We start from the raw sequence: 25815 nt of genomic DNA on the forward strand, positions 1-25815 counted from the left end.
GCATTGCACGGCGTGCCGCGCCGACCGACGATGGACGGGGAGGCGACCATGACCGAACACACGACCTGCGTGATCGCGGGCGGCGGACCGGCCGGAATGGTGCTGGGCCTGCTCCTGGCCCGCGGTGGTGTCGACGTGACCGTGCTGGAGAAGCACGGTGACTTCCTGCGGGACTTCCGCGGTGACACCGTGCATCCGAGCACCCTCCAGCTCATGGACGAACTCGGTCTCGGCGCCCGCTTCGCGGCGCTGCCGCAGAGCAGGGTGGACGAGGTGGCCCTGCCGGACGTCCACGGGGAGCGGGTGGTGTTCGCCGACTTCACACGGCTCGGGATCGCCTTCCCCTACATCGCGATGGTGCCGCAGTGGGACCTGCTCGACTTGCTCGCCGAGGCGGGCGAGGCGGAGCCGCACTTCACCCTGCGGATGAACACCGAGGTCACCGGGCTGACCCGGCGGGGAGGCGTGGTCACCGGTGTCCGGTACCGGGACCGCGAGGACGGGGGAGGGGAGGGCGAGCTGCGCGCCGACCTGACCGTCGGAGCCGACGGGCGCGGTTCGACGGTGCGTGCGGCGTCGGGCCTGAGGCCGCACGGGACCAAGGTGCCCTTCGACGCCTGGTGGCTGCGGCTGCCCCGCAGGCCCGGGGACGGGATCGAGGCGCTCCAGGCCAGTTTCGCGACCGGCCAGATGTGCGTGGTCATCCCGCGCGAGGGCTACTACCAGATCGCGTACCTCATCCCCAAGGGGTCCGACGCCGAACGCCGGGCGGAGGGGGTCCACCGGTTCGGCGAGCGGTTGGCGGAGTGCCTGCCCGCGCTGGCCGACACGGTGGACGCGCTGACGTCGATGGACGACGTCGCGTTCCTCGACGTCCGACTCGACCGGCTGCGCCAGTGGCACCTGCCCGGCCTGCTGTGCATCGGGGACGCCGCGCACGCCATGTCCCCGGCGGGCGGTGTCGGCATCAACCTGGCCGTGCAGGACGCGGTCGCCGCGGCCGGGGTCCTCGCCGGGCCGCTGCGCGCGGGGCATCCGAGTGTCCGCGACCTGGCACGGGTGCACCGGCGCCGCCTTCCGGCGACCATCCTGGTGCAGGGGCTGCAACAACTCATGCACCGGAACGTGATCGCCCCCGTGCTGGAGGGCAGGCGCACGGGGCCGCCCGAAGCGATGACCGCGCTGGTCAAACGGTTCCCCCCGTTGGGGGCCGTACCCGCGTACGTGATCGGTGTCGGTGTGCGCACCGAGCACGCCCCGGAGTTCGCCAGGCGACCGTGACCGGCTCCCGATCGAAGTGCAACCTGATGGTTGCTCCTTCTGGCCGGATGTGCAACTCTGGAGTTGCACTTATCGGTACGGCGAAGGAGGCTCCCATGGGCGAGGACCGAATCGAGCGCGACACCCTGATCGCGGCACCGCTGGAGCGTGTCTGGTCGCTGGTGGCCCAGCCCGGGTTCTGGGTCGCCGACCCGGAGGCCGCGGCCGGAACCGTGGCCAGGGAGGGCGAGACCGTCGTGGCCCGCGACCCCGTGCACGGCGACTTCCCCGTCCGGGTGGAGAAGGTCGATCCGCCCGGCTACCTGGCCTACCGCTGGGCCAGCGCCTTCCCGGGCGAGGAGCCGAGCGAGGACAACAGCACCCTCGTGGAGTTCACGCTGACCACCGAGGGCGACAAGACACGGCTGCGCGTCGTCGAGAGCGGGTTCGCGTCGCTGGCCGGATCCCAGGAGCTGCGCGACCGCGCCGTGCGGGACAACACCGTGGGCTGGCCCGAGGTCTTCGAGGCGTTCAGGAAGCGCGCCGAACGCACCTCGCGGTGACCGGCGCGGAACCGGGCGCCGGAGAGGAGGCCGACGGCGTCCTGGCCGCCCTGGCCGACCCGACCCGGCGCCGACTGCTCGACCTGCTCGCCGTCCGGGGCGAGGCCAGCGCGACGGCGCTGGCCGACCAGTTGCCCGTCACCCGGCAGGCGGTGGTCAAGCACCTGTCCGTGCTGGACGCGGCCGGTCTGGTGACCGGACGGCGGGCCGGACGCGAGGTGCGGTACACGGTGCGGCCCGCGGCGCTGGACGCGACGGCTCAGTGGATGTCCGCGCTCGCCGCCGACTGGGACCGGCGCCTGGCGGCGGTCAAACGCCTCGCCGAGGCCGCCGAACGCCAGGATCCGGCCCCGGAGTCCTGACGGCGGCCGGTCGGCGTGCGCCGCTGCGTGCGTGGGCGGGGCCGACGGGTCCACCGTCGGCCCCGTGGCAGCGCCGGGATCAGTGGGAGGTGTGCGTGCGGCGCCGGCCGAAGCCGCGGAGCAGTCCGCCCTGCTCCTCGGCCACACGCGGACGCGGAGCCGTGGGTCGCACGCCCTCCTGCGCCTCCACCGTCGCACCGGTCCGCGTCCCGGTGCGCATCGTCGCCCAGGCCACCGGCCAGAACGCCGCGATCGCGGCGACACCCGCCACGTAGAAGGCCCAGAACGGCGGGGCCGCCATCGCCAGCGCCGTCACGACCAGGGCGATCACCACCAGCGCCGTCAGCCCGCGGCCCATGATCGCGCCACGGGCCACACCGGCAGCGAACGCCAGCGTCCCCAGCACGAAGGCCACGGAACCGCCGATCAGCAGCGTGATGAACCACGGGTTCACGGCCTCGATCAACGCCAGGGTGTCGACACCGGTGCCGATCGCGCTCGCGACGGTCATCTCGATCGCGGGGAGCCCGGCCAGGAGCACGAAGCCCACGAGGACCAGCGGGAAGCCCCAGGAACTCCACCGCTCCTCGCCCGCGTCCCTCAGCCGCCCGCGCAGGGCCTGGAAGGCGAGGACGGTCAGGGCGAAGGCGCCCAGGGTCAGCAGGTGCGCCGTGGCCCAACGCGTGGTGTCGGCCTCGGCGGCCGCCGCGACGGCCTCCGGGGCCGGGACGCCGGCGCCGGTCACGAACGGGTGGTAGAGGAAGGCGACCAACAGGACCACCGGCGCGATGATCATGACGGCCGCTCGGATCCGGTTGCGGGTAGGTGTGGACATGGCGCCCACCTCCAGGGCGAGAACCGGCCCGGCCCGGGCGCCCATTGAGCCCGGGCACAGGGCGCTTACCGTCACAGTACGCCCAGCGGTCCGCCCGGGTACAGGTCAGGAGCCGACCGCACCCGGTCACGGCTCCGGCGCGGTCCGGCGTCGGGTCACCGGAGGCCGAGCCGCTCCTGGAGGGCCGCGCGCGAGGTGAACACGTGCCCCTGCAGCCCCAGCGCCACGGCGGCGTCCACGTTGTGCGGGCGGTCGTCGACGAACAGCACCTTCTCGGGCGCGACCCCCAGCCCTTCAAGGCACCACTGGTACGCGGCGGCCTCGGGCTTGGCGAGGTTGAGCCGGCAGGACAGGCCCAGGACCTCGAACAGGTCCAGCACCCGCGCGTGGTGCCGCTCGAAGTACTCGGCGTTCTCGTGCGGGATGTTGGACAGCAGACCCAGTTTCACGCCGTCGGAGGCCAGCGAGCCGACGAAGGAGACCATGTCCTCGTCCACGTGCGACCAGCTCCGCACGTCGAGCGCCACCAGCTCCGCGACCGCGGCGTCGTCGAAGGCGGTGCCCAGGCGTTCGCCGACCGCGCGCCAGAAACCGGGGCCGTCCAGGTCGCCGCGGTCGTAGGCGTGGCGGGGGTGCCAGTAGGCGGACCAGAAGTCCTCGGCCGGCGCGCCCGCCGCCCGTACCAGGGCCGAACGCCCCTTCTCGGACTGGTCCCTGGCGATGACACCGAACATGTCGAAGAGCACTGCGTCCACGGAGGTCCTCCCGGTGGTCGGTCGGGCGGCACGCCGCCCGCGGCGGGTCCGAGGGAAGGCTACCCGTCCGCTCCCGGGGTCCTCCGCCGTGCCCCGGTCAGGGACGAAGGACCCCGTCGGTCCGGACAATGACCCCAGCGCCAGGGCGCAATGCCCCAGTGATATGGATCACGTTCCGGGGTGGGCTGGTGGTGGAGGGGCGCACACCTCGCGGGTGGACGGAGACCCGGTCCGGGACGGCGGGCGTGCGCCCGCCCCATCCCGGCGCCGCCGCGGTGGGGACCGGCCGAGGGGGTCGCGATGAACCAGCAACCGCCGTACAACGGGGGGACACCGCCCACGGGATACCCGCCCGAAGGCTACTACCAGCCGGTGACCCCGGCCGAGACCTCCGGTCTGGCCACCGTCTCCCTCGTGGTCGGCATCGCCTCGGTCACGCCACTGGGGCTGCTGGTCTTCCCGCCGATCGTCGGAGCGGTGACCGGCGTCCTGGCGCTCGTGCGCATCCGCGGCTCCGCGGGTCACCTGAAGGGCACGACGATGGCCCTGTGGGGGATCGTCCTCTCCGGATTCTCCCTGTTCGTGCTGGTGGTGGCGGGCGTGTTCGTGCTCTCCGCCGAGTCGGAACCCGCAGGTCAGACCGTGGCCGTGGGCGAGGCCGGGTCCACGGGCGACTGGGAGGTCACCGTGGTGGACATCCAGACCCGGACCTCCTACACCGACGAGTTCGACCTCACCGAGTACCCGCAGGGTGAGTTCCAGGTGATCCAGATGGAGGTGTCCAACCAGGGCACCGAGGCCACCGTGTTCGACGCGAGCGAGGCCGTGACTCTGCACGACTCCGAGGGCAACGCCCACTCGGTCGACTTCACCCTCCTCGGCGACTTCGTCTACACCGACATCAACCCGGGCAACTCGCTCAGTGGTGAGGTCGTGGTGGACGTGCCGGAGGGCACCGAGGTCTCCGAGTTGGAGGTCGTGGATCCCTCCACGCTCGACGATCCCCTGACCGTCACGGTGAACTGACCACCGTACGGTCCGCTCCGGGCCCGGTCACCGCCTGGCGGGCCCGGACGCGTGCGCGGACCGGGCGGTTCAGGCGCGGCGGTAGCGCGCCAGGACGACCTGGGAGTCGAACACGCGCGACTCGACCAGGCTCAACCCGTGGCGCCTCTCGTTGTGGGGGAAGGCGGGCCTGCCGCCGCCCAGCACCACCGGGTGCACGAACACCTGGTAGTCGTCGATGAGCCCCTCCTCGGTCAGGGAGGCGGCCAGGTCCGAGCCGCCGAACATCACCATGCTCGTGCCGGACTCCTTGAGCGCGCCCAGCCGCGCGGCCACGTCGTCCCCGATGACCTCGGTGTTCCAGTCGGCCTTCTCCAGGGTCCGGGACACGACGTACTTGGGCTTGTCCCGCCACATCGGGGCGAAGGCCAGGTCGTGTTCGTCGGTGGAGATGTCCTCGGCGCGCGGCCAGAAACCCGACATCATGTCCCACACCCTGCGGCCGTAGAGGAAGGCGTCGGTCTCCTCTCCCAGGGCGCGCGCGTACGCCGACAGCTCGGGGCCCATGAGCGGCCAGTCGAACTCGCCGCCGGGACCCTCGATGTAGCCGTCGACGGACTGGGCGACGAAGTGGGTGATGGTGCTCATGGCGGGGTCCGCTTCCGTTCGTGCCCGGTGGATCCGGGGCGGGTGGGACCACCCTAGGACCGCCCCACGACATTCCCCGGAGGCCACCCGCGGGGCGGCCCCGCCCGGGACGGCCCCCGCCCCCTCGGCGGAGGCCCTACACCTTGCGGGCCAGGCTGCAGTACTGGGGCAGGTCCCGGATCTCGCCGACCTCGGTCGGCTCCGGACGCCAGCGCAGCACGGAGACGACCCCGGGCTCGACCAGCTCGAAGCCGTCGAAGAAGCGGGTGAAGTCCTCCACCGAGCGCAGGTGGTACGCCTGGGCGACGCCCTCCTGCCAGCGCTCCATGGCCTCCAGCGCACGCGCGCCGGTGACCCGCTCCAGGTGGGCGAAGACGCCGTCGCACACCGCCAGGAAGCTGCCCGGCGCCAGGGCGGCCATGTAGGTGCGGACGAGGCCGAGTGCCTCCTCGATGTCCTCGAAGTGGCCCATCGTCCCCAGCAGGGTCAGGCCGACCGGCTGTGAGAGGTCGAGGGTCTCGGCGGCGGCCTCGAGCACCGATGCGGTGTCGCGCAGGTCCGATCCCACGAACGTGGTCCGGCCCGCCTCGGTGCCCGTGAGCAGGGCGTGCGCGTGGGCCAGGACGAGGGGGTCGTTGTCGACGTAGACCACACGCGCCTCAGGGGCGCGGGCCTGGGCCACCTCGTGGGTGTTGTCGGCTGTGGGCAGGCCGGTGCCGATGTCCAGGAACTGGCGGATCCCCTCCTCGGCCATGTGCGTGACCGCGCGGCGCAGGAAGAGGCGGTCGCCGAGGGCGACCTCGACCACCTGGGGGAGAAGCTCTCTGACCTGGTCCCCGACCTCGCGGTCGACGGGGTAGTTGTCCTTGCCGCCGAGCCAGTAGTTCCACACCCGTGCCGTGTGGGCGACGCTGGTGTCGATGGGCGTGTCCGTCATGGGGACCTCTCGTCGGAGCGGTGAGCGCTGCGCTACCCGCAGTCTTGTGGCCGCGCCCCGCGTGCGCAACTCCGTATCGCCTGTCCCGTAGGGCTTCCCGCACCGGGACCGACACGGCGGACGCCCCCGGGGGCGATGCCGGGGGCGTCCTTTCCTGGGTGGACCAGCGGATTCAGCCGGAGGCGGCCGTGTCGGTCGGGGCGGTGGGACCGGCGGGCTCCCCGTCGTCCTCCCGGCCCGGCAGATCGAGGCTGTCGCGCAGCCGCACCCGGGGCAGGAACAGGGCGACGACCAGGCCGACCGACGCGATGCCCGTGGCGAGCAGGAAGATGTCGCCGGTCGCGGAGCCGTACGCGGACTCGACGATCCCCCGGACGAACGGCGGCATGGCGTCCAGGTTCAGCGTTGCGCTGCCCGGGGCGGCGGAGGCGTCGACCCCCGCGCGGGCCAGGCCGTCGGTGACGCCGGTGCCGACCCGGTTGGCCAGGACGGCTCCCAGGACCGAGACCCCGACGGTGCCGCCCAGGGAGCGGAAGAAGGTGATGGCCCCGCTGGCCGCGCCGAGTTCGCTCAGCGGGACGGAGTTCTGGACCACCAGCACCAGGTTCTGCATCGACATGCCCACCCCGGCACCCATCAGGACCATGCCGCCGGCCACGAGGTACAGCGACGTGGTCTCGTCGATGGTGGACAGGACCAGGAAGCCCGCGGTCAGCGACACCATGCCGGTGACGACGTAGGACTTGACCCGGCCCGAGCGCGAGACCATACGGCCCGAGACCGTGGAGGAGACCAGGACGCCCAGCATCAGTGGCGCGGTCAGGAGCCCGGCCTCGATCGGGGAGTAGCCGCGGGCGAGCTGGAAGTACTGGCCCAGGAAGACCGCGCCGCCGAACATGGCCATGCCGACCGCGGCGCTGGCCAGGATGGCCATCGCCGTCTCGCGCCGCACGACCAGGTGCACGGGGATGACCGGCTGCGACACCCGCGACTCCACCCGCACGGCCAGGCCGAGCAGGACCACCGTCCCCGCGACCATGGCGGCGGACGGCCAGGAGAACCAGCCGAAGCCGTCGCCGACGAAGGTCACCCACAGCAGGAGCAGGCTGACACCGGAGGCGATGAGCAGCGCGCCCGCGTAGTCCACCCTGGTGTCCGGGCGGCGGGTGTCGGACAGGTGCAGGGTGCGGCCGATCACGACGAACGCGATGACCAGGAACGGCACGCCGATGAGGAAGCACCAGCGCCAGCCGAGCCAGGAGATGTCGGTGATCGCCCCGCCGATGAGCGGCCCGCCGACGGTGGCCACCGCCATGATGGCGCCGATGTAGCCGTTGAACCTGCCGCGCTCCTTGGGGCTGACCAGCGAGGCGATGATCACCTGCACCAGGACCTGGGACGCTCCCATGCCCAGACCCTGCACGGTGCGGAAGGCGATGAGCTGTTCGGTCGACTGCGCCAGGCCGCACAGCAGCGAGGAGAGGACGAAGAGGACGATCGACAGCTGGAGCAGCCGCTTCTTGTCGAAGAGGTCGGCCAGCCTGCCCCAGATCGGTGTGGAGGCCGTCGACGCCAGCAGGGTCGCGGTCACCACCCAGGTGTACTGCGACTGCGTGCCGTTGAGGGAGCCCACGATCTGGGGGAGCGCGACCGACACGATCGTGCCGCTGAGCATCGTCACGCCCAGCACGGTGAGCAGCCCGCTCAGTGAGCGCGTGATCGATGGTGTCCGCGTCTCGGGCGCCGGGCGTGTTCTGCTCAAGGAGACCTCTGGAAGACGAGATGGGACGAGCCTGAAAGTGTGCTCACCAGGCAAAGATGCCCAATGAGCATGTTTGCACTGTGTGTAGACTAGCACCGTGGACAGAGCGGGTGGACTGCGGGAACGCAAGAAGGAAGAGACGCGGCGAGGGGTGCACGCCGCCGCCGTGCGGCTGACCGCCGAACTCGGGTACGAGAACGTCACGGTGGAGGCGATCGCGGAGGCCGCCAACGTCTCGCGACGGACCTTCTCCAACTACTTCTCCTGCAAGGAGGAGGCCGTCCTGCACGGTGAGCACGTGTACATGCGCTCGCTCACGCACGCGGTGCTGGACCGGCCCGCCGACGAGGACGCCTGGACCGCGCTGCGCTACGCCGCCCGCGGCGTCTACGCCCACTGGGGACGCCCGACCGACCGGGAGGGGTGGGCGCGCGCCAAACTCGCCCGCAAGCACCCCGCACTGCTGGCCAGGCTGCTCGCCAACCACGCCGAGCTCGCCCGGGACCTGGAACGGGCCCTGGACGGACGCCGCCGCCCCGGCGGCGTGCGCTACGCCGTCCTCGTCGCCGTCTTCCTCGCCTGCCTGCGGGTGTCCCTGGAGACCTGGACCGGGGAGGAGGCCGCGCGCGACCTCGCCGAGATCGCCGAGGAGGTCCTCGACGAGGCCGAGGCGCCCTTCACCTCCTGACCCCGCGGGGGATACTGGCCCCATGGACGACCGGACCACGCGCTCCCTGCTACCGCTGACCACCACCGTGGAGGAGGGCGAACGCGCTGCGCGGGTGGCCCTGCTGCCCGTCGGCAGCCTCGAACAGCACGGCCCCCACCTGCCCCTGGTCACCGACACCGTCATCGCCTGCACGGTGGCCGCCGCCCTCGCCGACGCCCACCCCGTGCGCGTCCTGCCGCCCCTGACCCTGTCCTGCTCCCACGAGCACGCCGCCTGGCCCGGCACCGTCAGCATCTCCGCGCGCACCCTGCACGCCGTGGTCACCGACGCCGCCGACTCCCTGCGCCGCTCGGGCACACCGCGGCTGGTCCTGGTCAACGGCCACGGCGGCAACCACGTCCTGGCCAACGTGGTCCAGGAGTCCGGCGGCGCCATGGCGCTCTTCCCCCAGGCCCACGAATGGGAGGCCGCCCGCACCGCCGCCGGGATGGCCACGGACAACGACACCGACATGCACGCGGGCGAACTGGAGACCTCCGTCCTGCTGCACGCCCACCCGGAGATGGTCGGCCCCTCAGCCGCCGGAGCCGACCACGTCACCGGGCCGCGCGACCACATGCCCACCCTGGGCCTGGCGCCCTACACCCCGACCGGCGTGGTCGGCCGCCCCTCACTGGCCACGGCCGACAAGGGCGGACGGCTGCTCGCCGCCCTGGTCGGGGCCTTCGCCGGGCACCTCGGGGCCCTGCAGGACACGCACGACCAGCACTAGCGCCCCCGGCGCGGCGGCCACCAGCGCCAGCAGCCCGTAGACCACCGACGCCGTCACCCCCTGCTCGGCACCCAGCCCGGCCGCGCCGAAGGCCAGCGCCGTGACGGCCTCGCGCGGCCCCCAGCCTCCGACGTTGACCGGCAGGCTCATCGCCAGCAGCGCCAGGACCACCAACGGCACCACCTGCGGCCACGGGGCGGTCACACCCGCCAGGCGCGCCGCCGCCAGGAACAGCACGACGTAGCCGGCCAGTGCGGCAGCCGACAGCGTCAGCACCTCGGCGCGGTGCGACCACAGGCCGGTCCGCGCGTCGGCAGCCGCGGCGCGGAGCGCCCCCCACCACCGCGGACGGCGGCGCCGTCCCACGGCCAGGCCGACGGCGGTACCCGCCGCCAGTACCGCGACCACACCCGCGGAGACCCCGACCGCGCGCAGGCCCGGCCCCAGCAGGGCGGCCGGAAGCGCGAAGAGCAGCGCGGCCGCGGTCAGGGCGAGCACGGCCTGCCCGGCCAGGCGCTCCAGCACCACAGCGCGCACGCTCCGCGACAGGTCGCCGGCGTAGCGCCCGTGGCACAGCGCCCGGTGCACGTCCCCGACCACCCCGGCGGGCAGCACGGCGTTGAGGAACACGGCCCGGTAGTAGTCGGCGACCGCGCGCCCCAGCGGCAACCGCAGGCCCACGGCGCGTGCCACCACCCGCCAGCGCGCGGCGCTGAGCACCGTGGTCAACGCGCCCACGCCCAGGGCCAGCCCGACCGCGCCCGCGTCCACCACGGCGAACGCGTCGGTGAAGACCTCCAGCGGGTACCACCACACCACCCCCGCCAGGACCAGCGCACCGGCCAGGCCCCGCAGCCACGCGTGGATCCTCATCGGTCGTCCCCGGCCGGGTCGGCCCACAGGTCGGTGTGGTGGACGATGGCGTACAGGGCGCCGCGCGAGCACTCCTCCAGCCGCCGCTCCAGGTAGGCGTCCGCGGGCAGGTCCGGGTCCTGCTCCCGCGCCGCGCCCACCCAGCCGCGCAGCCACGCCGCCAGCAGCGCGCCCTCCCCAGGACCCAGCCGCCACGGACTCGCGAACGTGCGCGTCGCGGCGCCGCGCTCGGTGAAGGCCGCGCGCGCCGCCTCGACCGCGTCGGGACCCAGCAGGCCCCCGCGCCGCTGGTGGGCGTCGAACGCGCGGGCGACCGCGCCGTCGAGCGGATCGGCGGGCGACAGCTCCACACGCCCCGCCACCGTCAGCGAGAACAGCGCCGGGCAGCCGGCGCCGACCACGGCCTCGACCAGGGCGCCCACCGCCGGACGGGTCAGCACGTCCAGCAGGGCGGAGGCCACCACCAGCGTGCATCCGTCCAGGTCGGTCGGCCGCAGAGACGCCAGGTCGCGCCGCCGGGTCTCGGTCGTGGCGCCGGGCACGCCGTGCTCGGCCATCGCGAGCAGCCGGGGGTCGCGGTCGAAGAGCACCCAGTGCTGGGGGGAGGGCAGGCGGGGGGCGAGCCAGCGGCCCAGCGAACCGGTGCCGCAGCCCAGGTCGGCGACGACCCGGCCGCGGTCGCCGATCAGCCCGACCGGCTCACGGGCGCGCGCCCGGGCGTCGGCGCCCTCGCGCAGGGCCAGCCACTCCGGAGCGAACGGGGCTACGTCGGTCTCGCTCATCGGGACACCTCCCGGTCCAGGACGGCGGCCATGGCCCGCGCCGCCTCCTTCCATCCTGTCAAGTCCAGCCGTCGAAGGCGCGCGGAGTCGCGTAACCGTTCGCGCAGCGTCGCGTCGGTCAGCCACCGCCGCAGCGCGTCGCCGAGCGCGGCGGGGTCCTCCGGCGCGACGAGCAGGCCGGGACGGCGACCGAAGGGGTCGCGGCCCAGCGCCTCGGGGACACCGCCCACCGCCGTCGCCACCACCGGGACCGCCCTGGCCAGTGCCTCGGTCACGACCATGCCGTAGGTCTCCCCTCTGGAAGGCAGCACGACGAGGTCGGCGGCGGCGTAGGACGCCTGTAGCGCCAGGCCGGCCCGTGCGCCCGCGAAGCGTACCGGGAGCGACCCGGCCCGGGACCGCAGCGCCGCCACCAGGCCGGGGTCGCCGAAGGGGCCCACGCACTCGCACGACCACGCGGGGCCGCGCACGAGAGCGAGCGCGTCCAGCAGTACGTCGTGCCCCTTGCGCGGGGTCAGCGACGCCACGCACAGCAGGCGGGAGGACCCGTCCGTCCCGGGGGAGGGCGGCGCCGGGTCCACACCCGGGGGCACGGCGTGGACCCGGTCCACGCCGTGGCGGGCGGCCACGTCCGCGGCGGCCCACGCGCTGGTGGCCACCGCCTCCGCGGCGGCCCGCAGCACCCGGCCCTCGCGTTCGTCCAGGTCGCGGGCCAGACCGGGGTCCAGTCCGGTCTCGTCGGCCAGCGGCAGGTGCACCAGCACGACCGTGCGCAGCCGCCCGGCGTGCGGCACGACCACCTCGGGCACACCGCAGGCGACCAGGCCGTCCAGCAGCACGGTGGACCGGTCGGGCAGCCCGGCGAGCAGTCCGGCCAGGCGCGCCCGTGCCGCGGAGTCCGGCCGCGGCCAGTCGCCGGGCACGGCCACGGTCCGCAGGGGGCGTCCGGCGGCCGCCATGGCCCGCGCCAGCCGTTCGTCGTAGACGTGGCCGCCGCTGGGAGCGTCGCCGGCGGGGACGACGAAGACGGTGCTCACAGCTCGCGGTCGTGGCTCGCCCAGGCCACGTGCGACTCGCTCAGAGTCACGGTCAGTCCGCTCAGGCCGCGCGCCCGCGCGTCGACGCGTTCGACGAGCCGGTCGCCGACCACCTTGGCCAGGTACTCGGTGGAGGTGTTGACGCCCGCGAAATCGGGTTCCTCGTCCAGATTGCGGTAGTTGAGCTCGGCGAGCACCGCGGCCAGCTCACGCGTGGCCAGGCCGATGTCGATGACGATGTTGTCCTGGTCGAGTTCGGGACGGCGGAACGTCGCGTCGACGACGAACGTGGCGCCGTGCAGTCGCTGGGCGGGACCGAAGACGGCGCCGCGGAAGCTGTGGGCGACCATCAGGTGGTCGCGGACGGTGACGGTGAACACGGGAGGCGGCTCCTTCGGTGGGGGCGGTTGCGGTCACGGGTAGACGATCCGGTGGCACAGGGCGGGCAGGGACCCGTCGGCCAGCCGGGGCATGACCGAGGGCAGGTCGTCGAAGGCGCTCTCCCCGGTGAGCAGCGCGTCGAAGGCGGGGTCGGCGAGCAGTTCCAGGGCCAGGTCGAGCCGGTCGCCGTAGTCGCGCCGCCCCCGTCGGGCGAGGGCGATCCCGCCCACCTGGCTGGAGCGCAACGTGATCCGGCGGGAGTGGAAGTCCTCGCCCAGCGGCACGCTCACGGGCCGGTCGCCGTACCAGCTCAGCTCGACCACCTCGCCGTCGGTGGCGGCCACGCGCAGGGCGAGTGCCAGCCCCTCCTCGGTGGCGCTGGTGTGGAAGACCAGGTCGCGGTCGTGGGCGGCCTCCTCGGGCGGGGCGAAGCCGACGCCGAGCCGTTCGGCGACACGGGCGCGGGCCGGATCGACGTCGACCAGCTCGACCCGGGTGCCCGGCACGCGGGCCAGCAGCCGGGCCACGCAACAGCCCACCATCCCGGCGCCGACGACCGTGGCACGGTCGCCGAGCCGCGGCGTGGAGTCCCAGAGGGCGTTGACGGCCGTCTCCACGGTGCCGGCGAGTACGGCCCGCGCGGGCGGTACCCCTTCGGGTACGAGCCGCAGCGCGCTCACCGGCAGCACGAAGCGCGTCTGGTGCGGGTACAGCGTGAACACGGTGCGCCCCACCATGCTCTCCGGCCCCTCCTCGACCACACCGACGTTGAGGTAGCCGTACTTGCAGGGTCCGGGGAAGGAGCCCTCCTGGAAGGGAGCGCGCATCACGCGGTCCAGACGCTCGGGCACACGCCCCTGGAAGACCAGCGTCTCGGTGCCCCGGCTCACACCCGAGTACAGGGTGCGCACGCGGACCTCGCCGGCCCCGGGCTCGGGCAGGTCGACGGTGCGGATCTCACCCGCGCCGGGAGCACTCACCCAGAACCCCCGTGCTTGCTGGCTCATGTTTCTCCTCGTCCTCGTCAGTCACAGCGGACACATCCCTCGCACGCGCGACCCCGGCCCCGCGCCTGGGGCCGGTTCACTTGCGGTGGGCGATCAGGTCCGCGCCGCACTCACGCGAGTGCCAGAGCCGGACGACGTCGCGCCCGAAGGACCACAGCAGGGCGGCCAGGGCGCCGGCCACCAGCACGGTGGCGGCCCAGACCGGCAGCAGGGCCGGGGCGGCCGCGACCAGGGCCGCGCCCTGCAGGGCGGCGACCCGCTTGCGTGCCCGACTGGGCGGCAGCGGGCCGGACAGCCAGGGCGCCACCCACGCGGCGGCGCCGAAGACGTAGCGCATCGCCCCGATGAGGAGCACCCACGGCCCGAGGTACTGCACGGCGTGCACGCTCAGGACGAGGATGAGGAAGGCGTCGGTCTCCATGTCGAAGCGGGCACCGAAGTCCGACTCGGTCCCGGTGCGACGGGCCACGAACCCGTCCACCAGGTCCAGGAGCAGGGCGGGAAGGGCCAGCGCGACGACGGCCCAGGTGTGACCGCCGTCGGCGACCAGCGCGGTCACCCCGCCGATGAGGGCCGCCCGCACCAGGGTCACGCGGTCGGCCGGTCCCAGGGCGCCCCGGCCCGCCCGGCGCATGGCCCACCGCAGGGCGGCGGCACCGGCCACGAGGTAGACCGCGCCCATCGTCCAGCCCACCGGGCCGAGCCCGATTCCTCCGGCCGTCAGGACCGCGGTCTCCGGCGGGACGCCGGCGGCGACGCTCACAGCGCACATGGCCGGTCACCCCAGCGCCGGGTCGGGTCCGTCCAGGGGCGGGTCCAGGTGTGGCAGGTCGTGGCCCATCCGGTCGCGCTTGGCCGTCAGATAGGCCCTGTTCTGCGTGCGGGCGGGCATCAGCAGCGGGACGCGGGAGGCCACTTTGACACCGTGGTCCTCCAGGGAGCGCCCTTTGTCCGGGTTGTTCGTGAGCAGCCGGACCGAGCGCACCTCCAGGTGGCGCAGCACGCGCGCCGCCGGGCCGTAGTCGCGCGTGTCCACGGGCAGGCCCAGCACGGTGGCCGAGTCGACGGTGTCCAGTCCCTCGCGGTCCTGGAGCGCGAGGGTGCGGACCTTGGCCAGGAGCCCGATGCCCCGGCCCTCGTGCCCGCGCAGGTACACCAGGACGCCGCGGCCCTCGCCGACGATCCTGTCCAGGGCGGCGTCGAGCTGGTCGCCGCACTCGCAGCGCAGCGCGCCCATGGCGTCCCCGGTCACGCACTCGGAGTGGACGCGGACCAGGACGTCCTCGCCGTCCCCCAGGGGGCCGAGCACCAGGGCCAGGTGCTCGTTGCCGTCCCCGGGGTCACGGAAGGCCACCGCCCGGAACATCCCGCGCCGTGTCGCGAGTTCGGACTCGGCCACCGCACTCGGGTCAATGCTCTGATCGCTCATACGCCCCTTCGATCTCGTCGCGGAAGCGACTCATCCGCCGACTTCCCACCCGTGGGGTGCCGAAAACCTAGCGGCGTCCGCGGGAGGGTTCAAGCGGTCTGATGATCGAAACAGCGTGAATGTTCCAGGGCCTGTACGGGGTAGTCAAGCGGCGACGCACAGGTCACGGGAGGCTTCGCTGGTGTCAGGAGGCGCGGACGGGTTCGCGGAGGATTCTGCTTTCCGTGAGGAGGCGACGGGTGTGTCCGACCTCCCGGACCGGTCCGCGCAGACGGATCCGGAACAGGAAACCCGGATCTGCGGAAGACGCGGCCAGGCTCAGTTCCAGGTCACCCGGGTCCACGATCCGGCGCAGGTCAGGACCGGTGTAGGCGGCCAGGTCCGCGTGGACCGTGAACTCCACCGTACGCTCGTCACCCGGCTCCAGATCGACCCGCGCGTAGCCGATGAGCCGCCGCACCGGGCGCGTCACCGCCGCCACCGGGTCGCTCAGGTACAGCTGGACCACCTCGGTGCCCGCGACCGGACCGTCGTTGCGCACCGTGCACGCGACGGCGACCTCCCCGTCGGTGGCCACCTCCGGGGCCGCCTCGTCCGGCCTCTGCGCGGCCCCGTTCAGAGCCGGGCACGACCACGAGAAGTCGGTGTAGGACATCCCATGGCCGAAGGCGAAGAGCGGCGTGGGATCCACCGAGCTCACCTCGCTGCGCCCGGCCAGGGGCGGACCGAGATACGTCGAGGGCTGACCGCCCGGATCGCGCGGCAGCCCGAACGGCATCCGGCCGCTGGGATTGACGCGACCGGAGAGCACACCGGCCACCGCCGGACCGCCCTCCTCCCCGGGGAAGAACGCCTGCACCACCGCGGCCACCCGGTCGCTCAGCCCGTCCAGCGCGTAGGGGCGCCCGCCGAGCTGCACGAGCACGACCGGTGTGCCCGTGGCCGCCACGGCGGCCACCAGGTCGCGCTGCGCCCCGGGCAGGCGCAGGTCGGTGGCGTCGCAGCCCTCACCCGAGGTCCCGCGGCCGAACAGCCCGGCCCGGTCACCCAGCACGACCACGCACACCTGTGCCCCGCGCGCGAGCGCCACCGCCTCGGCGATGCCGGAGGTGTCGCCGTCGTCCACCCCGCAGCCGCGCGCGTGCACGATGCCGGTGTCGGGCAGCTCGGCGCGCAGTGACTCCACCAGCGTGGGGATCTCCACGCCCAGGGGCAGCCCGGGATGGGCCACCCCCACGTGGCTGGGGAAGGAGTAGCAGCCCAGCATCGCCTCGGCGGTGTCGGCGTTGGGGCCCACCACCGCGATCGTCCCGCCCGTCGACAACGGCAGGACGCCGTCGTTGGCCAGCAGCACCACCGACTCCTCGGCCAGGCGCCGGGCCAGGTCCCGCTGCGGTGCCGGATCCAGGTCCACCCCGCCCTTCTCCGCCGCCGTGCCGCCCGCCTCGGGATCCCAGTCGGGGTCCAGCAGGCCCAGCTCGCACTTCTGCCGCAGCACCCTGCGGACGGCCCGGTCCACCAGGGACTCGGGGATCTCGCCCGCCCGGACCGCCGCCACCAGAGGGGCGCCGTAGCAGTGCAGCGTCGGCAGCTCCACGTCCACCCCGGCGGTCAGGGCCAGCGCGGCCGCCCGCGCCTCGGACTCGGCCACCCGGTGCAGGGTCCGCAGGAAGGAGACCCCGAAGTAGTCGGCCACCACCGTGCCCTCGAAGCCCCAGGTGTCGCGGAGCAGACCGGTCAGCAGGCCGCGGTCGGCCGCCGCCGGCACCCCGTCGTTGTCGGTGTAGGAGTGCATGACCGACCTCGCGCCCCCGTGGCGCAGTGCCATCTCGAACGGCGGCAGCAGCACGTCGGCCAACTCGCGCGGACCGACCGGCACGGGGGCGAGGTTGCGGCCGGCGCGCGAGGCGGAGTACCCCACGAAGTGCTTGAGCGTGGCCACGACCCCGCTCGACTCCAGCCCGCGCACGTAGGCGCCGGCGATCGTGCCGACGAGGTAGGGGTCCTCGCCGATCGTCTCCTCGGTCCGCCCCCACCGCAGGTCGCGGGCCACGTCCAGCACCGGGGCGAGCCCCTGGTGCACGCCCACACGGCGCATCCCCGCACCGATCTGGGCCGCCATCCGCTCCACCAGGTCCGGGTCGAACGCCGCGCCCCAGGCGGGCGGGACCGGGTAGACCGTCGCCTTCCAGGTGGTGAAGCCGGCCAGGCACTCCTCGTGCACCTGGGCGGGGATCCCGAACCGGTTGGCCGCCGCGACCTCGCGCTGGGAACGCGCCAGGGAGCGCGCCCCGACGGCCGGGTCGACCGGCGCGGTCCCGAAGGGCCGGGTGAGCTGGCCGAGCCCGTCGGCGATCGCCTCCTCCCACACGGGCGGTTCCTCGACCATGTCGTGCTGGTGGGGTGCGACCCCGGTGCCGCTGTCGTCCGCGCCCACCCACAGGCCGCGCAGTTGCGCGGCCTTCTCCTCCAGGGTCATCCGGCCCAGCAGGTGGTCGACGCGGTCGTCGGTCGGCAGCGCGGGGTCGCGCCAGACGTCGAGGGCCGGGGAGTCGGTAGGGCGCGTCATCTGCTCTCTCTCTGTCAGGGTGCTCCGGGTCGCGGAGCCTCGGGAGTGCTCGTGGCGGGGGGTTGGTGTCGCGTCAGCGTCGGTTGAGGGTGGTAGCCCGGCTCTCGTCGCGCAGCGCGCCCCCACGGGCGGTGGCGGGCGACGGGGGGTTGGTGTCGCGTCAGCGTCGGTTGACGGTGGTAGCCCGGCTCTCGTCGCGCAGCGCGCCCCCACGGGCGATGGCGGGCGACGGGTGGGCGGCGCGTGGCTCACTTGCCGCCGACCCCCATCAGCCCGGCCACCAGCGAACGGCGTGCCACCAGGTAGACGATGAAGAGCGGAACGGTGGACAGCACCACGGCGGTGAGCAGGCCGGGCACGTCGACCCGGTACTCGCCCTGGAACTCGAAGAGCCCCATCGTGATGAGCCGCTTGTCGTACGACTGGGTGAGGATGAGGGGGAACAGGAAGCCGTTCCACGCCTGGAGCGCGGAGTAGACCGCCACGGTGCTCAGCCCGGGCCTGGACAGCGGCACCACCAGTTGGACGAAGGTGCGCACCGATCCGGCGCCGTCCAGGGCCATGGCCTCGTACAGCTCCTCGGAGATGTCGCGCATGGACCCGACCAGGATCAGCATGCAGACCGGCAGCGCGAACGCCGCCGTGGGCAGCACGATCGCGGTCAGCGAGTCGTACAGGCCCATCTCCACGATGATGAGGTAGACGGGGATGATGACCGCCTGGGACGGGATCGCCAGCCCCAGCAGGAAGGCGCGGAAGACCCCGTTGGTCCACCGGGTGCGCGAGCGCACCACGGCGTACCCGGCGGTCGCCGACAGCGCCACCACGATCACCACCACGGCCAGGGTGACGATCGCGGTGTTGAGCACGAAGCCCAGGAGTCCGTTCTCGATCGCGGTGGCGTAGTTGTGCAGGGTCGGGTCGCTCGGCGGCGTCAGCGGCCCCTCGGAGGTGTAGTTCTCGCTGCGCTGGAAGGTGGCCACGAGCAGGGCGTACAGCGGCACGCCCACGACGGCCAGCCACAGCAGGGACCCCGCTCCCGCGAGGAGGTTGGGCCGCCGGCGGTGTGCGGCGGACGGGCGTGTCCGGACGGCCCCGGTCGTCCGGGGCCGGGTGGTCGTGGTGCTCAAAGGCCCTCCCGGGTGCTGCGCATCGTGCCGAAGCCGGTGAAGCGGACGAGCAACAGGGCGATGACGGTCGCCACGACCACGAGGGTGAAGGCGATCGCGCTGGCGTAGCCCAGCTCCCAACTGCGGAAGCCCGCGCGGTACATCAGGAACGGCACGATGGTGGTGTCGGTGCCCGGCCCTCCGCCGGTGAGGATCAGCACCGTGTCGAAGTAGGTCAGCGACCCCACCACCATCAGCACCGACGACGTGGTGACGGTGTGCCGCAGCTGCGGGAGCGTGATGTGCCAGAACGAGCGCAGCATCCCCGCCCCGTCGATGCGGGCCGCCTCGTACAGGGAGGCCGGGATCTGGCGCGCGCCGCCCTGGTACAGCAGCATGTGCAGCGGGATGAACTGCCAGGCGGTGACGAACACGATCATCGCGAACGCGCTGGTGGGCCCGCCCAGCACGTCCACCGACTCCAGGCCGAGCCGTGGGCCGAGCCAGGCCAGCGGACCGAAGTTGGGGTCGAGCAGGGCCCGCCAGATGATGGCGATGGCGGCCGAGGACAGCAGCAGCGGCAGGAAGAAGACCGCCGAGAGGACGGCGCGGTTGCGCTGCGGGCCGGCCGCCCAGACCCCCAGCAGCAGGGCGATGGGGGTCTGGACGATCCAGTTCAGCACGGTGAGGACCAGGCTGAGCCACACCGCGCGGCGCATGACGGGGTCCTCGACCAGCCGTGACCAGTTCTCCAGGCCGATGAACTCCGGTGTGCCCAGCCCGCCCCAGGAGGTCAGGGACAGGTAGGCCACCAGCACCATGGGCAGCGCGGCGAACACGCCGAAGTACAGCAGGGCCGGAAGGGCCCAGGCCCCGCCCGGTCGGCCCACGTGGCGCACGGGGCGCGCCCTGCGGGGGGAGGGGGCGGGCGCGGCCGGCGCGGGGCCGGACCGGGCGGGGCGGTTCTGGGGCAGGGCTCTCATCGAGGTCTCACTCGTGTCGGTCCCGGTCATGGAGCCGGTCACAGGGCCGCCAGGGCGTCGACGAACTGCTCGGGCGTGCTCTGGCCGTTGAAGAGCGACTCGATCTCGGTGACCATCGGCGTGGCGGTCTCGGGGGGCAGCGCCTGGTCCCAGGAGAGCTGGAAGTGCGGCGCGTCGCGCACCATCTCGTACTGGAAGGCGGCGAACTCGGGGTTGGGGCTGTCGGCGACGGCTGCCTCGGCGTTGGTCGTGGTGGGGACCTCGCCGTTGGCGACCATGTCGGCCACGTACTCCTCCCGGGAGGTGTGGCCCAGGAACTCGCGGGCCTGCTCGGGGTGGTCGGTGTCGGCCGTGACGGAGAAGAAGTTGGTCGGGTTGCCCACGACGTTGGCCGGGTCGCCCTCACCGCCCGGCACGGGCGGGAAGACGGTGTAGCCCAGGTCGTCCTCGGCGAAGGCGCGGTCCTGGTCCAGGTGAGTGGAGTACTCCCACGAGCCCATCAGGTGCATGGCGGCCCGCCCCTCGGACAGGAGCGTGGAGGCGCCGCCCTCGGTGTAGCTGACCGAGGCGTAGGCGTCGCCGAACGCGCCGCGCTCGACCAGGTCCTGTACGGTCTCGGCGGCCTCCAGGACCGCCGGGTCGCGCCAGCCCTCCATGTCGCCGCCGTGGATGCGCTCGAACACCTCCGGGCCGCCGATGCGGTCCACGAGGTACTGCAGCCACATCTGCTCGGTCCAGGGGTCGGCCCCGGCCAGGGCGAAGGGGGTCACCCCGGCCTCGTCGAAGGCGTCGACCAGGTCGAGGATGTCCTCCCAGGTCTGCGGCGGCTCGACGCCGACGTCCTCGAACACGGCCTCGTTGTAGAAGAGGATCACCGGCTGGGTGCCGCGCAGCGGGATGCCGTACTGGACGCCGTCGACCTTCCCGGCCTCCAGGATGGAGGGGATGAAGGCGTCGGCGAGCTCGGGATCCTCGGCCAGGAGGTCGTCCAGCGGCATCAGCATGTCCTGGTCGACGTAGGGCTGGATGCTCCCGGCGCCCCAGTTGAAGAAGACGTCGGGCTGCTCGCTGGAGCCCATGGCCGTGCGCAGCCGCTCCTCGTAGTTGTCACCGGGGACCTCGTCGATGACGGCCTGGACGTCGGAGTCGGCGTTGAAGCGTTCGACGGCCGCCTCCTGCACGACGACCAGCGTGTCCTGGTACATCCACACGTGCATGGTGTCGTCCGCGGCGGCACCGCCTCCGCCTCCTCCGCACGCGGTGGCGGTGAGGAGGGCCAGAACGGATGCGCCTGCTGCGACGACTCGGGGGGTGGTCATGGGCAACCTCTTCCGAAACTATCGGATGGTATTTCGATATCTGCGTGGCCCGAATTTACGCCGACGCAACGAGAGGCGTCAATACCGGGTCGGTTGCGATGCCTCGTGCCGAACCGCACGGAAGCGCGTAGTATCAGGCGACGTGAGTGCAGACCCGACCCCCGGACCCGAAGGATCGACGCTCTCGGAGCCGGTCACCATCTCGAAAATTGCGGAAGCCGCCGGTGTCTCGGTGCCGACCGTGTCCAAGGTCCTCAACGGCCGGGCCGACGTGGCCAGCCAGACCCGCGCGCGCGTGGAGGAGCTGATCCGCCGGCACGGCTACCGCCGTCGGCGCGGACCCGGCGGCGGCCGGTCCTCGATGATCGACCTCGTCTTCCACGAACTCGACAGCGCCTGGGCGATCGAGGTCATCCGCGGTGTGGAGAACGTCGCGCGCGCCGAGGGGCTGAGCGTGGTGCTCACCGAGTCCGGGGGCGAGCAGACGCCCCGCGAGGCCTGGGTCGACGCCGTCCTGGCGCGCCAGTCCACCGCGGCGATCCTGGTCTTCTCCGACCTGGCGCCCGAACAGCGCGCCCGCCTGGCCGCCCGCGACATCCCCTTCGTGGTCGTGGACCCGGCCGGGGACCCCGGGCCGGACATGCCCGCGGTGGGCTCGGCCAACTGGAACGGCGGCCTGGCCGCCACCCGCCACCTCATCGAACTCGGCCACCGGCGTATCGGGGTGATCGGCGGTCCGCGGCCCGTGCTGTGCAGCAAGGCCCGCATCGACGGCTACACCTCGGCTCTGGACGCCGCCGGGATCGAGGTGGACCCCGACCTGATCCGCTACGGCGACTTCCACGTGGAGAGCGGCCGTGACCGGGGACGCGAGCTCCTCCGGCTGGACGACCCGCCCACCGCGATCTTCGCCGGCAGCGACCTGCAGGCCATGGGCCTGTACGAGGCCGCGCGCGAGCTGGGCGTGCGCATCCCCGAGGACCTCAGCGTCGTCGGCTACGACGACCTGCCCGTCGCCCGGTGGGTGGGCCCGCCGCTGACCACCGTGCGCCAGCCGCTCACCGAGATGGCCGAGGAGGCCACCCGGATGGCGCTCTCCCTGGCCCGCGGGGAGCGCCCCGCCAACCTGCGCCTGGACCTGGCCACCGACCTCGTGGTGCGGCGCAGCACGGCCGCGCCGGCGGCCACCTGAGCGCCGACCAGGGGCTGTGACCCGTCCGCGACGTGGCCGGAGGACAATCCGGGCATGAAGGTGAGTGCGGAGGGGCCCGAGCAGTGGGCCCAGGTGATCAGCGACAGTTTCGTGCCTCTGGCGCTGGCCGGGGTGTCCGATTCCTTCCGCGGCTCCGTCGAACAGACCGTCCTTCTGCCCGGCGTCACCATGACCGGCGTCGACTCGCGCGGTCACTCGGTCGTGCTGCGCACGCCCCGCCTGACCAGGGTGGAACCGCGCGAGTTCTACCTGTTCTCGTTGCAGTTGGGCGGAGCGGGAACGGTGCTGCAGGGAGAACGGCGGGTGCCCCTGGCCCCCGGGTCGGGCGCGCTCTACGACGCCACACGTCCCTATCGACTCGCCTTTCCCGGGCCCATCCGGGAGATCGTCCTCCAGGTTCCGCGGCCCGCGCTGCGCGACCTCGTCGGCTGCGGCGAGGACGCGCTGTACGGCCGCGCGCTACCGGCCGCGGAGCCCGCCACCCGAGTGCTGGCCGCGTACCTGGGCGAACTCTCCGGAGTCGCCGACGGCCTGACCGGGGACCAGCGTGCCGAACTCGGACACACCGCGCTGGGACTGCTGGCGACCGCCCTTCGCGCCTCGACCGGCACCGAAGCGCCCGCGGACACCGGCCGCGGGGCACTGCTGTCGGCCATGCGTGCCCACGTGCGCGACCACTTCGCCGACCCGGACCTGACCGCGGGCCGACTGGCACGCGAACACGGAGTCTCGGCGCGCTACACGGCCCTGGTCTTCGCCGAGGCCGGGACCTCGCCGGCCGCCTACATCCGCGACCAGCGGCTGCGTGCCGCGCACCGGATGCTCACCGACCCCCGGCAGCGGCTGCGCACCATCGCCGGGATCGCCGCGGCGGTCGGCCTCCCCGACCGGACGACCTTCACCCGTGCCTTCACCCGCCGCTACGGCATCGCCCCCTCCGCGCTGCGGGAGTAGTGCGCACGACGCCGCACGTCCGTGCACGTTGCGCCTCGCGGGCGGAGTGTGCGCCATCGACCATGGCCGCACGCCCTTCCCCGAACGAGGAGGACACGATGTCCGGCACCTATCGCGTCGCCGCCGTCCAGGCCGAGCCGGTGTGGCTCGACGCGGACGCGACCGTCGACAAGACCCTGGCCCTGATCGCCGAGGCCGCCGCCCGCGACGCGGCGCTCATCGCCTTCCCCGAGACCTGGATCCCCGGCTACCCGCTCTTCCTCTGGCTTGGCCCGGTGGCCGGGCAGATGCCCTCCATCGCCCGCTACCACGCCAACTCGCTGACCGTGGACGGGCGCCACCTGGCGGCGATCCGCCAGGCGGCCCGGCGCCACGGCATCACCGTGGCGCTCGGCTACAGCGAGAAGGACCACGGCAGCCTGTACATGGCACAGTCGGTGTTCGGTGCCGACGGCGCGCTGGTCCTGCACCGCCGCAAGCTCAAGCCCACGCACGTCGAGCGCACCCTGTTCGGGGAGGGCGACGGCGGCGACCTGGTGGTGGCCGACACCCCGCTCGGCCGACTGGGCGCGCTCAACTGCTGGGAGCACCTTCAGCCGCTGGTGAAGTTCGCGATGTACGCCCAACACGAGCAGGTGCACGTCGCGGGCTGGCCCAGCTTCGGCCTGTACAGGGGACTCGCCCATGCCCTGGGGGAGGAGGCCAACATGGCGGTCACCCAGACCTACGCCCTGGAGGGCGGCTGCTTCGTGGTCGCGACCACGCAGGTCCTCGGACCGGCGGGTCTGGAGGTCTTCGCTCCGACCGACGGCCAACGCGCTCTGCTCTCTCCCGGGGCCGGATGCTCCCGGGTCTACGGCCCCGACGGTCGCCGGCTCACCGAGCCCCTGGACGAGCACACCGAGGGCCTGGTGCTCGCCGACATCGATCTGGGCCTGATCGACCTGGCCAAGAACGCCGCTGACCCGGTCGGCCACTACGCGCGACCGGACGTCCTCCGACTCCTGATGGACGACCGCCCCCGCTCGGTGGTCCGTGTCCCGTCCGCGTCCCCGGGGCCGGTCTTCCCGGACCCCGACGAGCCCGAGCACGGATCCGCCGCCGGGACCGAGGACGAGGCCGCCGCGGTCTGAGGACGCGTCCGGCGCCCCGGGGCGACCCCGCCCCGAGGCGCCGCCCGGGTGCCGACCCCGCGCGTGCGCCCGGCCACGCGCTCGGGGGAGCGGATCGGCCGGGGACGGATCAGGACCGGCGCGCGGCCGTGGACCCCCGGACCACGAGCTCGGGTGTGAACCACACGCGCTCGTGCCGGTGGCCGGGGTCGTTCAGTTCCGAGACGAGCAGGCGCATCGCCGAGCGCCCCAGGTCGAACTTGGGCTGGGCGACCGAGGTCAGCCCGGGGTGGACGAGGTCGGCGATGTCGACGTTGTCGTAGCCGACGACGGAGATGTCCTCGGGTACGCGGATCCCGCGCCGGCCCAGGCCCTTCATCAGGCCCAGCGCCAGCTGGTCGTTGGCGCAGAAGACGGCCTGGGGACGCTGCTTGGGACCGCCGGCCAGGACCGCGTCGACGGCCCGCTCCCCTTGGGCGGCGTTGAGCTGGGGCTGCTCGACCACCCGGACGGCCTCGTCCGGGTCCAGGTGCGCCTCCGCGCACGCCTCGCGCAGCCCCTCGTGGCGGCGCCGCACCTGCTCGATCGCGAACGGGCCGGTCAGGAAGGTGATCCGCTCGTGTCCGAGCCCGATGAGGTGCCGTCCGGCGGCCAGCCCGCCCGCGTGGTTGTCCACGCTGACACTGCAGCCGACCTCCTCCGACACGTCGCCCCGGTCCAGGGCCACCCAGGCGGTGCCCTGCCTGGCCAGCCAGATCAGGTCGGACAGGTCGTCGTCCACGGGCATGACGACGGCGCCCGCCGCGCGCTGTTCGGCGAGCAGGCGCAGGTTGCGGCGCTGGCGGTCCTGCTGCTCTGCGGAGTTGAGCAGGACCACCGCCAGCCCGGCCGCTGCGGCCTCCTCCTCCACGCCGCGCGCGACCTCGGTGAAGAAGGGGTTGGTGACGTCCAGGACCAGCAGGCCCACCGACCCGCTGCGGCCCGAGCGCAGGCTGCTGCCGGAGGAGTTGCGCACGTAGTCGAGCTCGGCGATGGCCGCCTCGACCTTGCGGCGGGTCGTCGCGGCGACGCGCTCGGGCCGGTTGAGGACGTTGGACACCGTGCCGGGGGAGACCCCGGCGTGCCGGGCGACCTCGGTGATGCCCACCGTGCGGCGGGTGGCGCGTGGACTGGGACTCAAGGGTTCTCCACTGGGGCTCGAACGGTCGGGGCGACGCGCTCGAATGCTACTGACACGGCCCTCAGAACGTTGATTCATGCTCACACTCGGATTGAAACGTGTCAATAACATTCCGGAACACGGCGCCTCCGAGCGGGAGGGCCGAGGGGTGCCCAGGGGCGGTCCTGGCATCGTTACCAGCGTGATACCTGCGATTTCTTCGTCCTCCCCTTGACGGGGTAGTGTGCTGGACTTAACATCCATTTCATATTAAAACGTTTTTGCACGAATCTCCTGGACTCCAGGAGATCGGCACAGG

26 protein-coding genes are annotated in these 25815 nt (G+C 73.2%); 9 read left to right on the forward strand and 17 right to left on the reverse strand.

The window, feature by feature from the left end; translation table 11 throughout:
* Window positions 1–48: 48 nt before the first annotated feature.
* From M1P99_RS23975 to M1P99_RS23985, 3 genes are all read left to right on the forward strand, one after another.
* The gene (locus M1P99_RS23975; protein WP_304454833.1) at window positions 49–1281 is read left to right on the forward strand and encodes an FAD-dependent oxidoreductase; all 1233 of its coding nucleotides are present in this window, start codon (window positions 49–51) and stop codon (window positions 1279–1281) included.
* 95 nt (window positions 1282–1376) lie between these two features.
* On the forward strand, window positions 1377–1823 hold the full coding sequence (locus tag M1P99_RS23980) for an SRPBCC domain-containing protein (protein ID WP_304454834.1): 447 nt from the start codon (window positions 1377–1379) through the stop codon (window positions 1821–1823).
* A complete protein-coding gene (locus M1P99_RS23985; protein WP_304454835.1) occupies window positions 1820–2185 on the forward strand; it encodes a helix-turn-helix transcriptional regulator in 366 nt (121 codons plus the stop codon). The genes M1P99_RS23980 and M1P99_RS23985 overlap by 4 nt, the downstream gene beginning before the upstream one ends.
* Before the next feature lie 79 nt (window positions 2186–2264).
* On the opposite strand, the gene M1P99_RS23990 is transcribed toward M1P99_RS23985, so the two are convergent.
* Window positions 2265–3020: a hypothetical protein gene (locus M1P99_RS23990; protein ID WP_304454836.1), complete on the reverse strand. Its 756-nt coding sequence runs from the start codon at window positions 3018–3020 to the stop codon at window positions 2265–2267.
* A 155-nt stretch (window positions 3021–3175) separates the two neighbouring features.
* Window positions 3176–3775, reverse strand: coding sequence for an HAD family phosphatase (locus tag M1P99_RS23995; protein ID WP_304454837.1), 600 nt, complete (start codon window positions 3773–3775; stop codon window positions 3176–3178).
* A 300-nt stretch (window positions 3776–4075) separates the two neighbouring features.
* Here M1P99_RS23995 and M1P99_RS24000 point away from each other — a divergent pair, with 300 nt between their 5' ends.
* Window positions 4076–4801 (forward strand): DUF4190 domain-containing protein, encoded by a 726-nt coding sequence (locus M1P99_RS24000; protein ID WP_304454838.1) that lies wholly within the window; start codon window positions 4076–4078, stop codon window positions 4799–4801.
* Window positions 4802–4870: 69 nt separating this feature from the next.
* Here the strand turns inward: M1P99_RS24000 and M1P99_RS24005 are convergent, their stop codons facing one another.
* From M1P99_RS24005 to M1P99_RS24015, 3 genes are all read right to left on the reverse strand, one after another.
* Window positions 4871–5428 (reverse strand): dihydrofolate reductase family protein, encoded by a 558-nt coding sequence (locus M1P99_RS24005; protein ID WP_304454839.1) that lies wholly within the window; start codon window positions 5426–5428, stop codon window positions 4871–4873.
* Window positions 5429–5564: 136 nt separating this feature from the next.
* Window positions 5565–6365, reverse strand: coding sequence for an SAM-dependent methyltransferase (locus tag M1P99_RS24010; protein WP_304454840.1), 801 nt, complete (start codon window positions 6363–6365; stop codon window positions 5565–5567).
* A 172-nt stretch (window positions 6366–6537) separates the two neighbouring features.
* Window positions 6538–8055, reverse strand: coding sequence for an MDR family MFS transporter (locus tag M1P99_RS24015; protein WP_304455814.1), 1518 nt, complete (start codon window positions 8053–8055; stop codon window positions 6538–6540).
* 169 nt (window positions 8056–8224) lie between these two features.
* Between M1P99_RS24015 and M1P99_RS24020 the strand changes: the two genes are divergently transcribed.
* Entirely contained in the window at window positions 8225–8815 is a 591-nt protein-coding gene (locus M1P99_RS24020; protein ID WP_304454841.1) for a TetR/AcrR family transcriptional regulator, read from the forward strand.
* 22 nt (window positions 8816–8837) lie between these two features.
* Window positions 8838–9569 (forward strand): creatininase family protein, encoded by a 732-nt coding sequence (locus M1P99_RS24025; RefSeq protein ID WP_304454842.1) that lies wholly within the window; start codon window positions 8838–8840, stop codon window positions 9567–9569.
* Here M1P99_RS24025 and M1P99_RS24030 read toward each other — a convergent pair.
* The 11 genes from M1P99_RS24030 to M1P99_RS24080 all read right to left on the reverse strand — a co-directional run bounded on the left by M1P99_RS24030 (window position 9468) and on the right by M1P99_RS24080 (window position 21058).
* A complete protein-coding gene (locus M1P99_RS24030) occupies window positions 9468–10442 on the reverse strand; it encodes a lysylphosphatidylglycerol synthase transmembrane domain-containing protein (RefSeq protein ID WP_304454843.1) in 975 nt (324 codons plus the stop codon). The genes M1P99_RS24025 and M1P99_RS24030 overlap by 102 nt on opposite strands.
* A complete protein-coding gene (locus M1P99_RS24035; RefSeq protein WP_304454844.1) occupies window positions 10439–11224 on the reverse strand; it encodes a trans-aconitate 2-methyltransferase in 786 nt (261 codons plus the stop codon). The genes M1P99_RS24030 and M1P99_RS24035 overlap by 4 nt, the downstream gene beginning before the upstream one ends.
* Entirely contained in the window at window positions 11221–12261 is a 1041-nt protein-coding gene (locus tag M1P99_RS24040) for a glycosyltransferase family 4 protein (protein WP_304454845.1), read from the reverse strand. The genes M1P99_RS24035 and M1P99_RS24040 overlap by 4 nt, the downstream gene beginning before the upstream one ends.
* On the reverse strand, window positions 12258–12641 hold the full coding sequence (locus M1P99_RS24045) for a 6-carboxytetrahydropterin synthase (RefSeq protein ID WP_304454846.1): 384 nt from the start codon (window positions 12639–12641) through the stop codon (window positions 12258–12260). The genes M1P99_RS24040 and M1P99_RS24045 overlap by 4 nt, the downstream gene beginning before the upstream one ends.
* A gap of 33 nt (window positions 12642–12674) precedes the next feature.
* Window positions 12675–13649: a dehydrogenase gene (locus M1P99_RS24050; RefSeq protein ID WP_304454847.1), complete on the reverse strand. Its 975-nt coding sequence runs from the start codon at window positions 13647–13649 to the stop codon at window positions 12675–12677.
* Window positions 13650–13725: 76 nt separating this feature from the next.
* On the reverse strand, window positions 13726–14421 hold the full coding sequence (locus M1P99_RS24055; RefSeq protein ID WP_304454848.1) for a CDP-alcohol phosphatidyltransferase family protein: 696 nt from the start codon (window positions 14419–14421) through the stop codon (window positions 13726–13728).
* Between the two features lie 6 nt (window positions 14422–14427).
* Entirely contained in the window at window positions 14428–15078 is a 651-nt protein-coding gene (ribA, locus tag M1P99_RS24060; RefSeq protein ID WP_304454849.1) for a GTP cyclohydrolase II, read from the reverse strand.
* Between the two features lie 184 nt (window positions 15079–15262).
* Window positions 15263–17647: a glycoside hydrolase family 3 N-terminal domain-containing protein gene (locus tag M1P99_RS24065; protein WP_304454850.1), complete on the reverse strand. Its 2385-nt coding sequence runs from the start codon at window positions 17645–17647 to the stop codon at window positions 15263–15265.
* 248 nt (window positions 17648–17895) lie between these two features.
* The gene (locus M1P99_RS24070) at window positions 17896–18675 is read right to left on the reverse strand and encodes a carbohydrate ABC transporter permease (protein ID WP_304455815.1); all 780 of its coding nucleotides are present in this window, start codon (window positions 18673–18675) and stop codon (window positions 17896–17898) included.
* Window positions 18676–18773: 98 nt separating this feature from the next.
* Window positions 18774–19769: a carbohydrate ABC transporter permease gene (locus tag M1P99_RS24075; protein ID WP_304454851.1), complete on the reverse strand. Its 996-nt coding sequence runs from the start codon at window positions 19767–19769 to the stop codon at window positions 18774–18776.
* Between the two features lie 8 nt (window positions 19770–19777).
* Window positions 19778–21058 carry an ABC transporter substrate-binding protein gene (locus tag M1P99_RS24080; RefSeq protein ID WP_304454852.1) on the reverse strand — a complete coding sequence of 427 codons (1281 nt, stop codon included), beginning with the start codon at window positions 21056–21058 and terminating at the stop codon, window positions 19778–19780.
* Between the two features lie 199 nt (window positions 21059–21257).
* Here M1P99_RS24080 and M1P99_RS24085 point away from each other — a divergent pair, with 199 nt between their 5' ends.
* From M1P99_RS24085 to M1P99_RS24095, 3 genes are all read left to right on the forward strand, one after another.
* A complete protein-coding gene (locus tag M1P99_RS24085) occupies window positions 21258–22250 on the forward strand; it encodes a LacI family DNA-binding transcriptional regulator (RefSeq protein WP_304455816.1) in 993 nt (330 codons plus the stop codon).
* Window positions 22251–22304: 54 nt separating this feature from the next.
* Entirely contained in the window at window positions 22305–23225 is a 921-nt protein-coding gene (locus M1P99_RS24090; RefSeq protein WP_304454853.1) for a helix-turn-helix domain-containing protein, read from the forward strand.
* 98 nt (window positions 23226–23323) lie between these two features.
* Window positions 23324–24358 (forward strand): carbon-nitrogen hydrolase family protein, encoded by a 1035-nt coding sequence (locus tag M1P99_RS24095; RefSeq protein WP_304454854.1) that lies wholly within the window; start codon window positions 23324–23326, stop codon window positions 24356–24358.
* Between the two features lie 109 nt (window positions 24359–24467).
* Here M1P99_RS24095 and M1P99_RS24100 read toward each other — a convergent pair whose 3' ends face one another.
* The gene (locus tag M1P99_RS24100; RefSeq protein WP_304454855.1) at window positions 24468–25517 is read right to left on the reverse strand and encodes a LacI family DNA-binding transcriptional regulator; all 1050 of its coding nucleotides are present in this window, start codon (window positions 25515–25517) and stop codon (window positions 24468–24470) included.
* Window positions 25518–25815 lie beyond the last annotated feature (298 nt).

Source organism: Nocardiopsis sp. YSL2, assembly GCF_030555055.1.
Taxonomy (GTDB): Bacteria; Actinomycetota; Actinomycetes; order Streptosporangiales; family Streptosporangiaceae; genus Nocardiopsis.

Bases quoted from the DNA above. Each gene is read 5' to 3' on its own strand.
- M1P99_RS24035 (WP_304454844.1), bottom strand. From the start codon at position 11,224: ATGAGCGAGACCGACGTAGCCCCGTTCGCTCCGGAGTGGCTGGCCCTG.
- M1P99_RS24075 (WP_304454851.1), bottom strand. From the start codon at position 19,769: ATGACCGGGACCGACACGAGTGAGACCTCGATGAGAGCCCTGCCCCAG.
- M1P99_RS24090 (WP_304454853.1), top strand. From the start codon at position 22,305: ATGAAGGTGAGTGCGGAGGGGCCCGAGCAGTGGGCCCAGGTGATCAGC.
- M1P99_RS24010 (WP_304454840.1), bottom strand. From the start codon at position 6,365: ATGACGGACACGCCCATCGACACCAGCGTCGCCCACACGGCACGGGTG.
- M1P99_RS24065 (WP_304454850.1), bottom strand. From the start codon at position 17,647: ATGACGCGCCCTACCGACTCCCCGGCCCTCGACGTCTGGCGCGACCCC.
- M1P99_RS24050 (WP_304454847.1), bottom strand. From the start codon at position 13,649: ATGAGCCAGCAAGCACGGGGGTTCTGGGTGAGTGCTCCCGGCGCGGGT.
- M1P99_RS24080 (WP_304454852.1), bottom strand. From the start codon at position 21,058: ATGACCACCCCCCGAGTCGTCGCAGCAGGCGCATCCGTTCTGGCCCTC.
- ribA (WP_304454849.1), bottom strand. From the start codon at position 15,078: ATGAGCGATCAGAGCATTGACCCGAGTGCGGTGGCCGAGTCCGAACTC.
- M1P99_RS24055 (WP_304454848.1), bottom strand. From the start codon at position 14,421: ATGTGCGCTGTGAGCGTCGCCGCCGGCGTCCCGCCGGAGACCGCGGTC.
- M1P99_RS24030 (WP_304454843.1), bottom strand. From the start codon at position 10,442: ATGAGGATCCACGCGTGGCTGCGGGGCCTGGCCGGTGCGCTGGTCCTG.
- M1P99_RS24000 (WP_304454838.1), top strand. From the start codon at position 4,076: ATGAACCAGCAACCGCCGTACAACGGGGGGACACCGCCCACGGGATAC.
- M1P99_RS23990 (WP_304454836.1), bottom strand. From the start codon at position 3,020: ATGTCCACACCTACCCGCAACCGGATCCGAGCGGCCGTCATGATCATC.
- M1P99_RS24005 (WP_304454839.1), bottom strand. From the start codon at position 5,428: ATGAGCACCATCACCCACTTCGTCGCCCAGTCCGTCGACGGCTACATC.
- M1P99_RS23975 (WP_304454833.1), top strand. From the start codon at position 49: ATGACCGAACACACGACCTGCGTGATCGCGGGCGGCGGACCGGCCGGA.
- M1P99_RS24025 (WP_304454842.1), top strand. From the start codon at position 8,838: ATGGACGACCGGACCACGCGCTCCCTGCTACCGCTGACCACCACCGTG.
- M1P99_RS23980 (WP_304454834.1), top strand. From the start codon at position 1,377: ATGGGCGAGGACCGAATCGAGCGCGACACCCTGATCGCGGCACCGCTG.
- M1P99_RS24095 (WP_304454854.1), top strand. From the start codon at position 23,324: ATGTCCGGCACCTATCGCGTCGCCGCCGTCCAGGCCGAGCCGGTGTGG.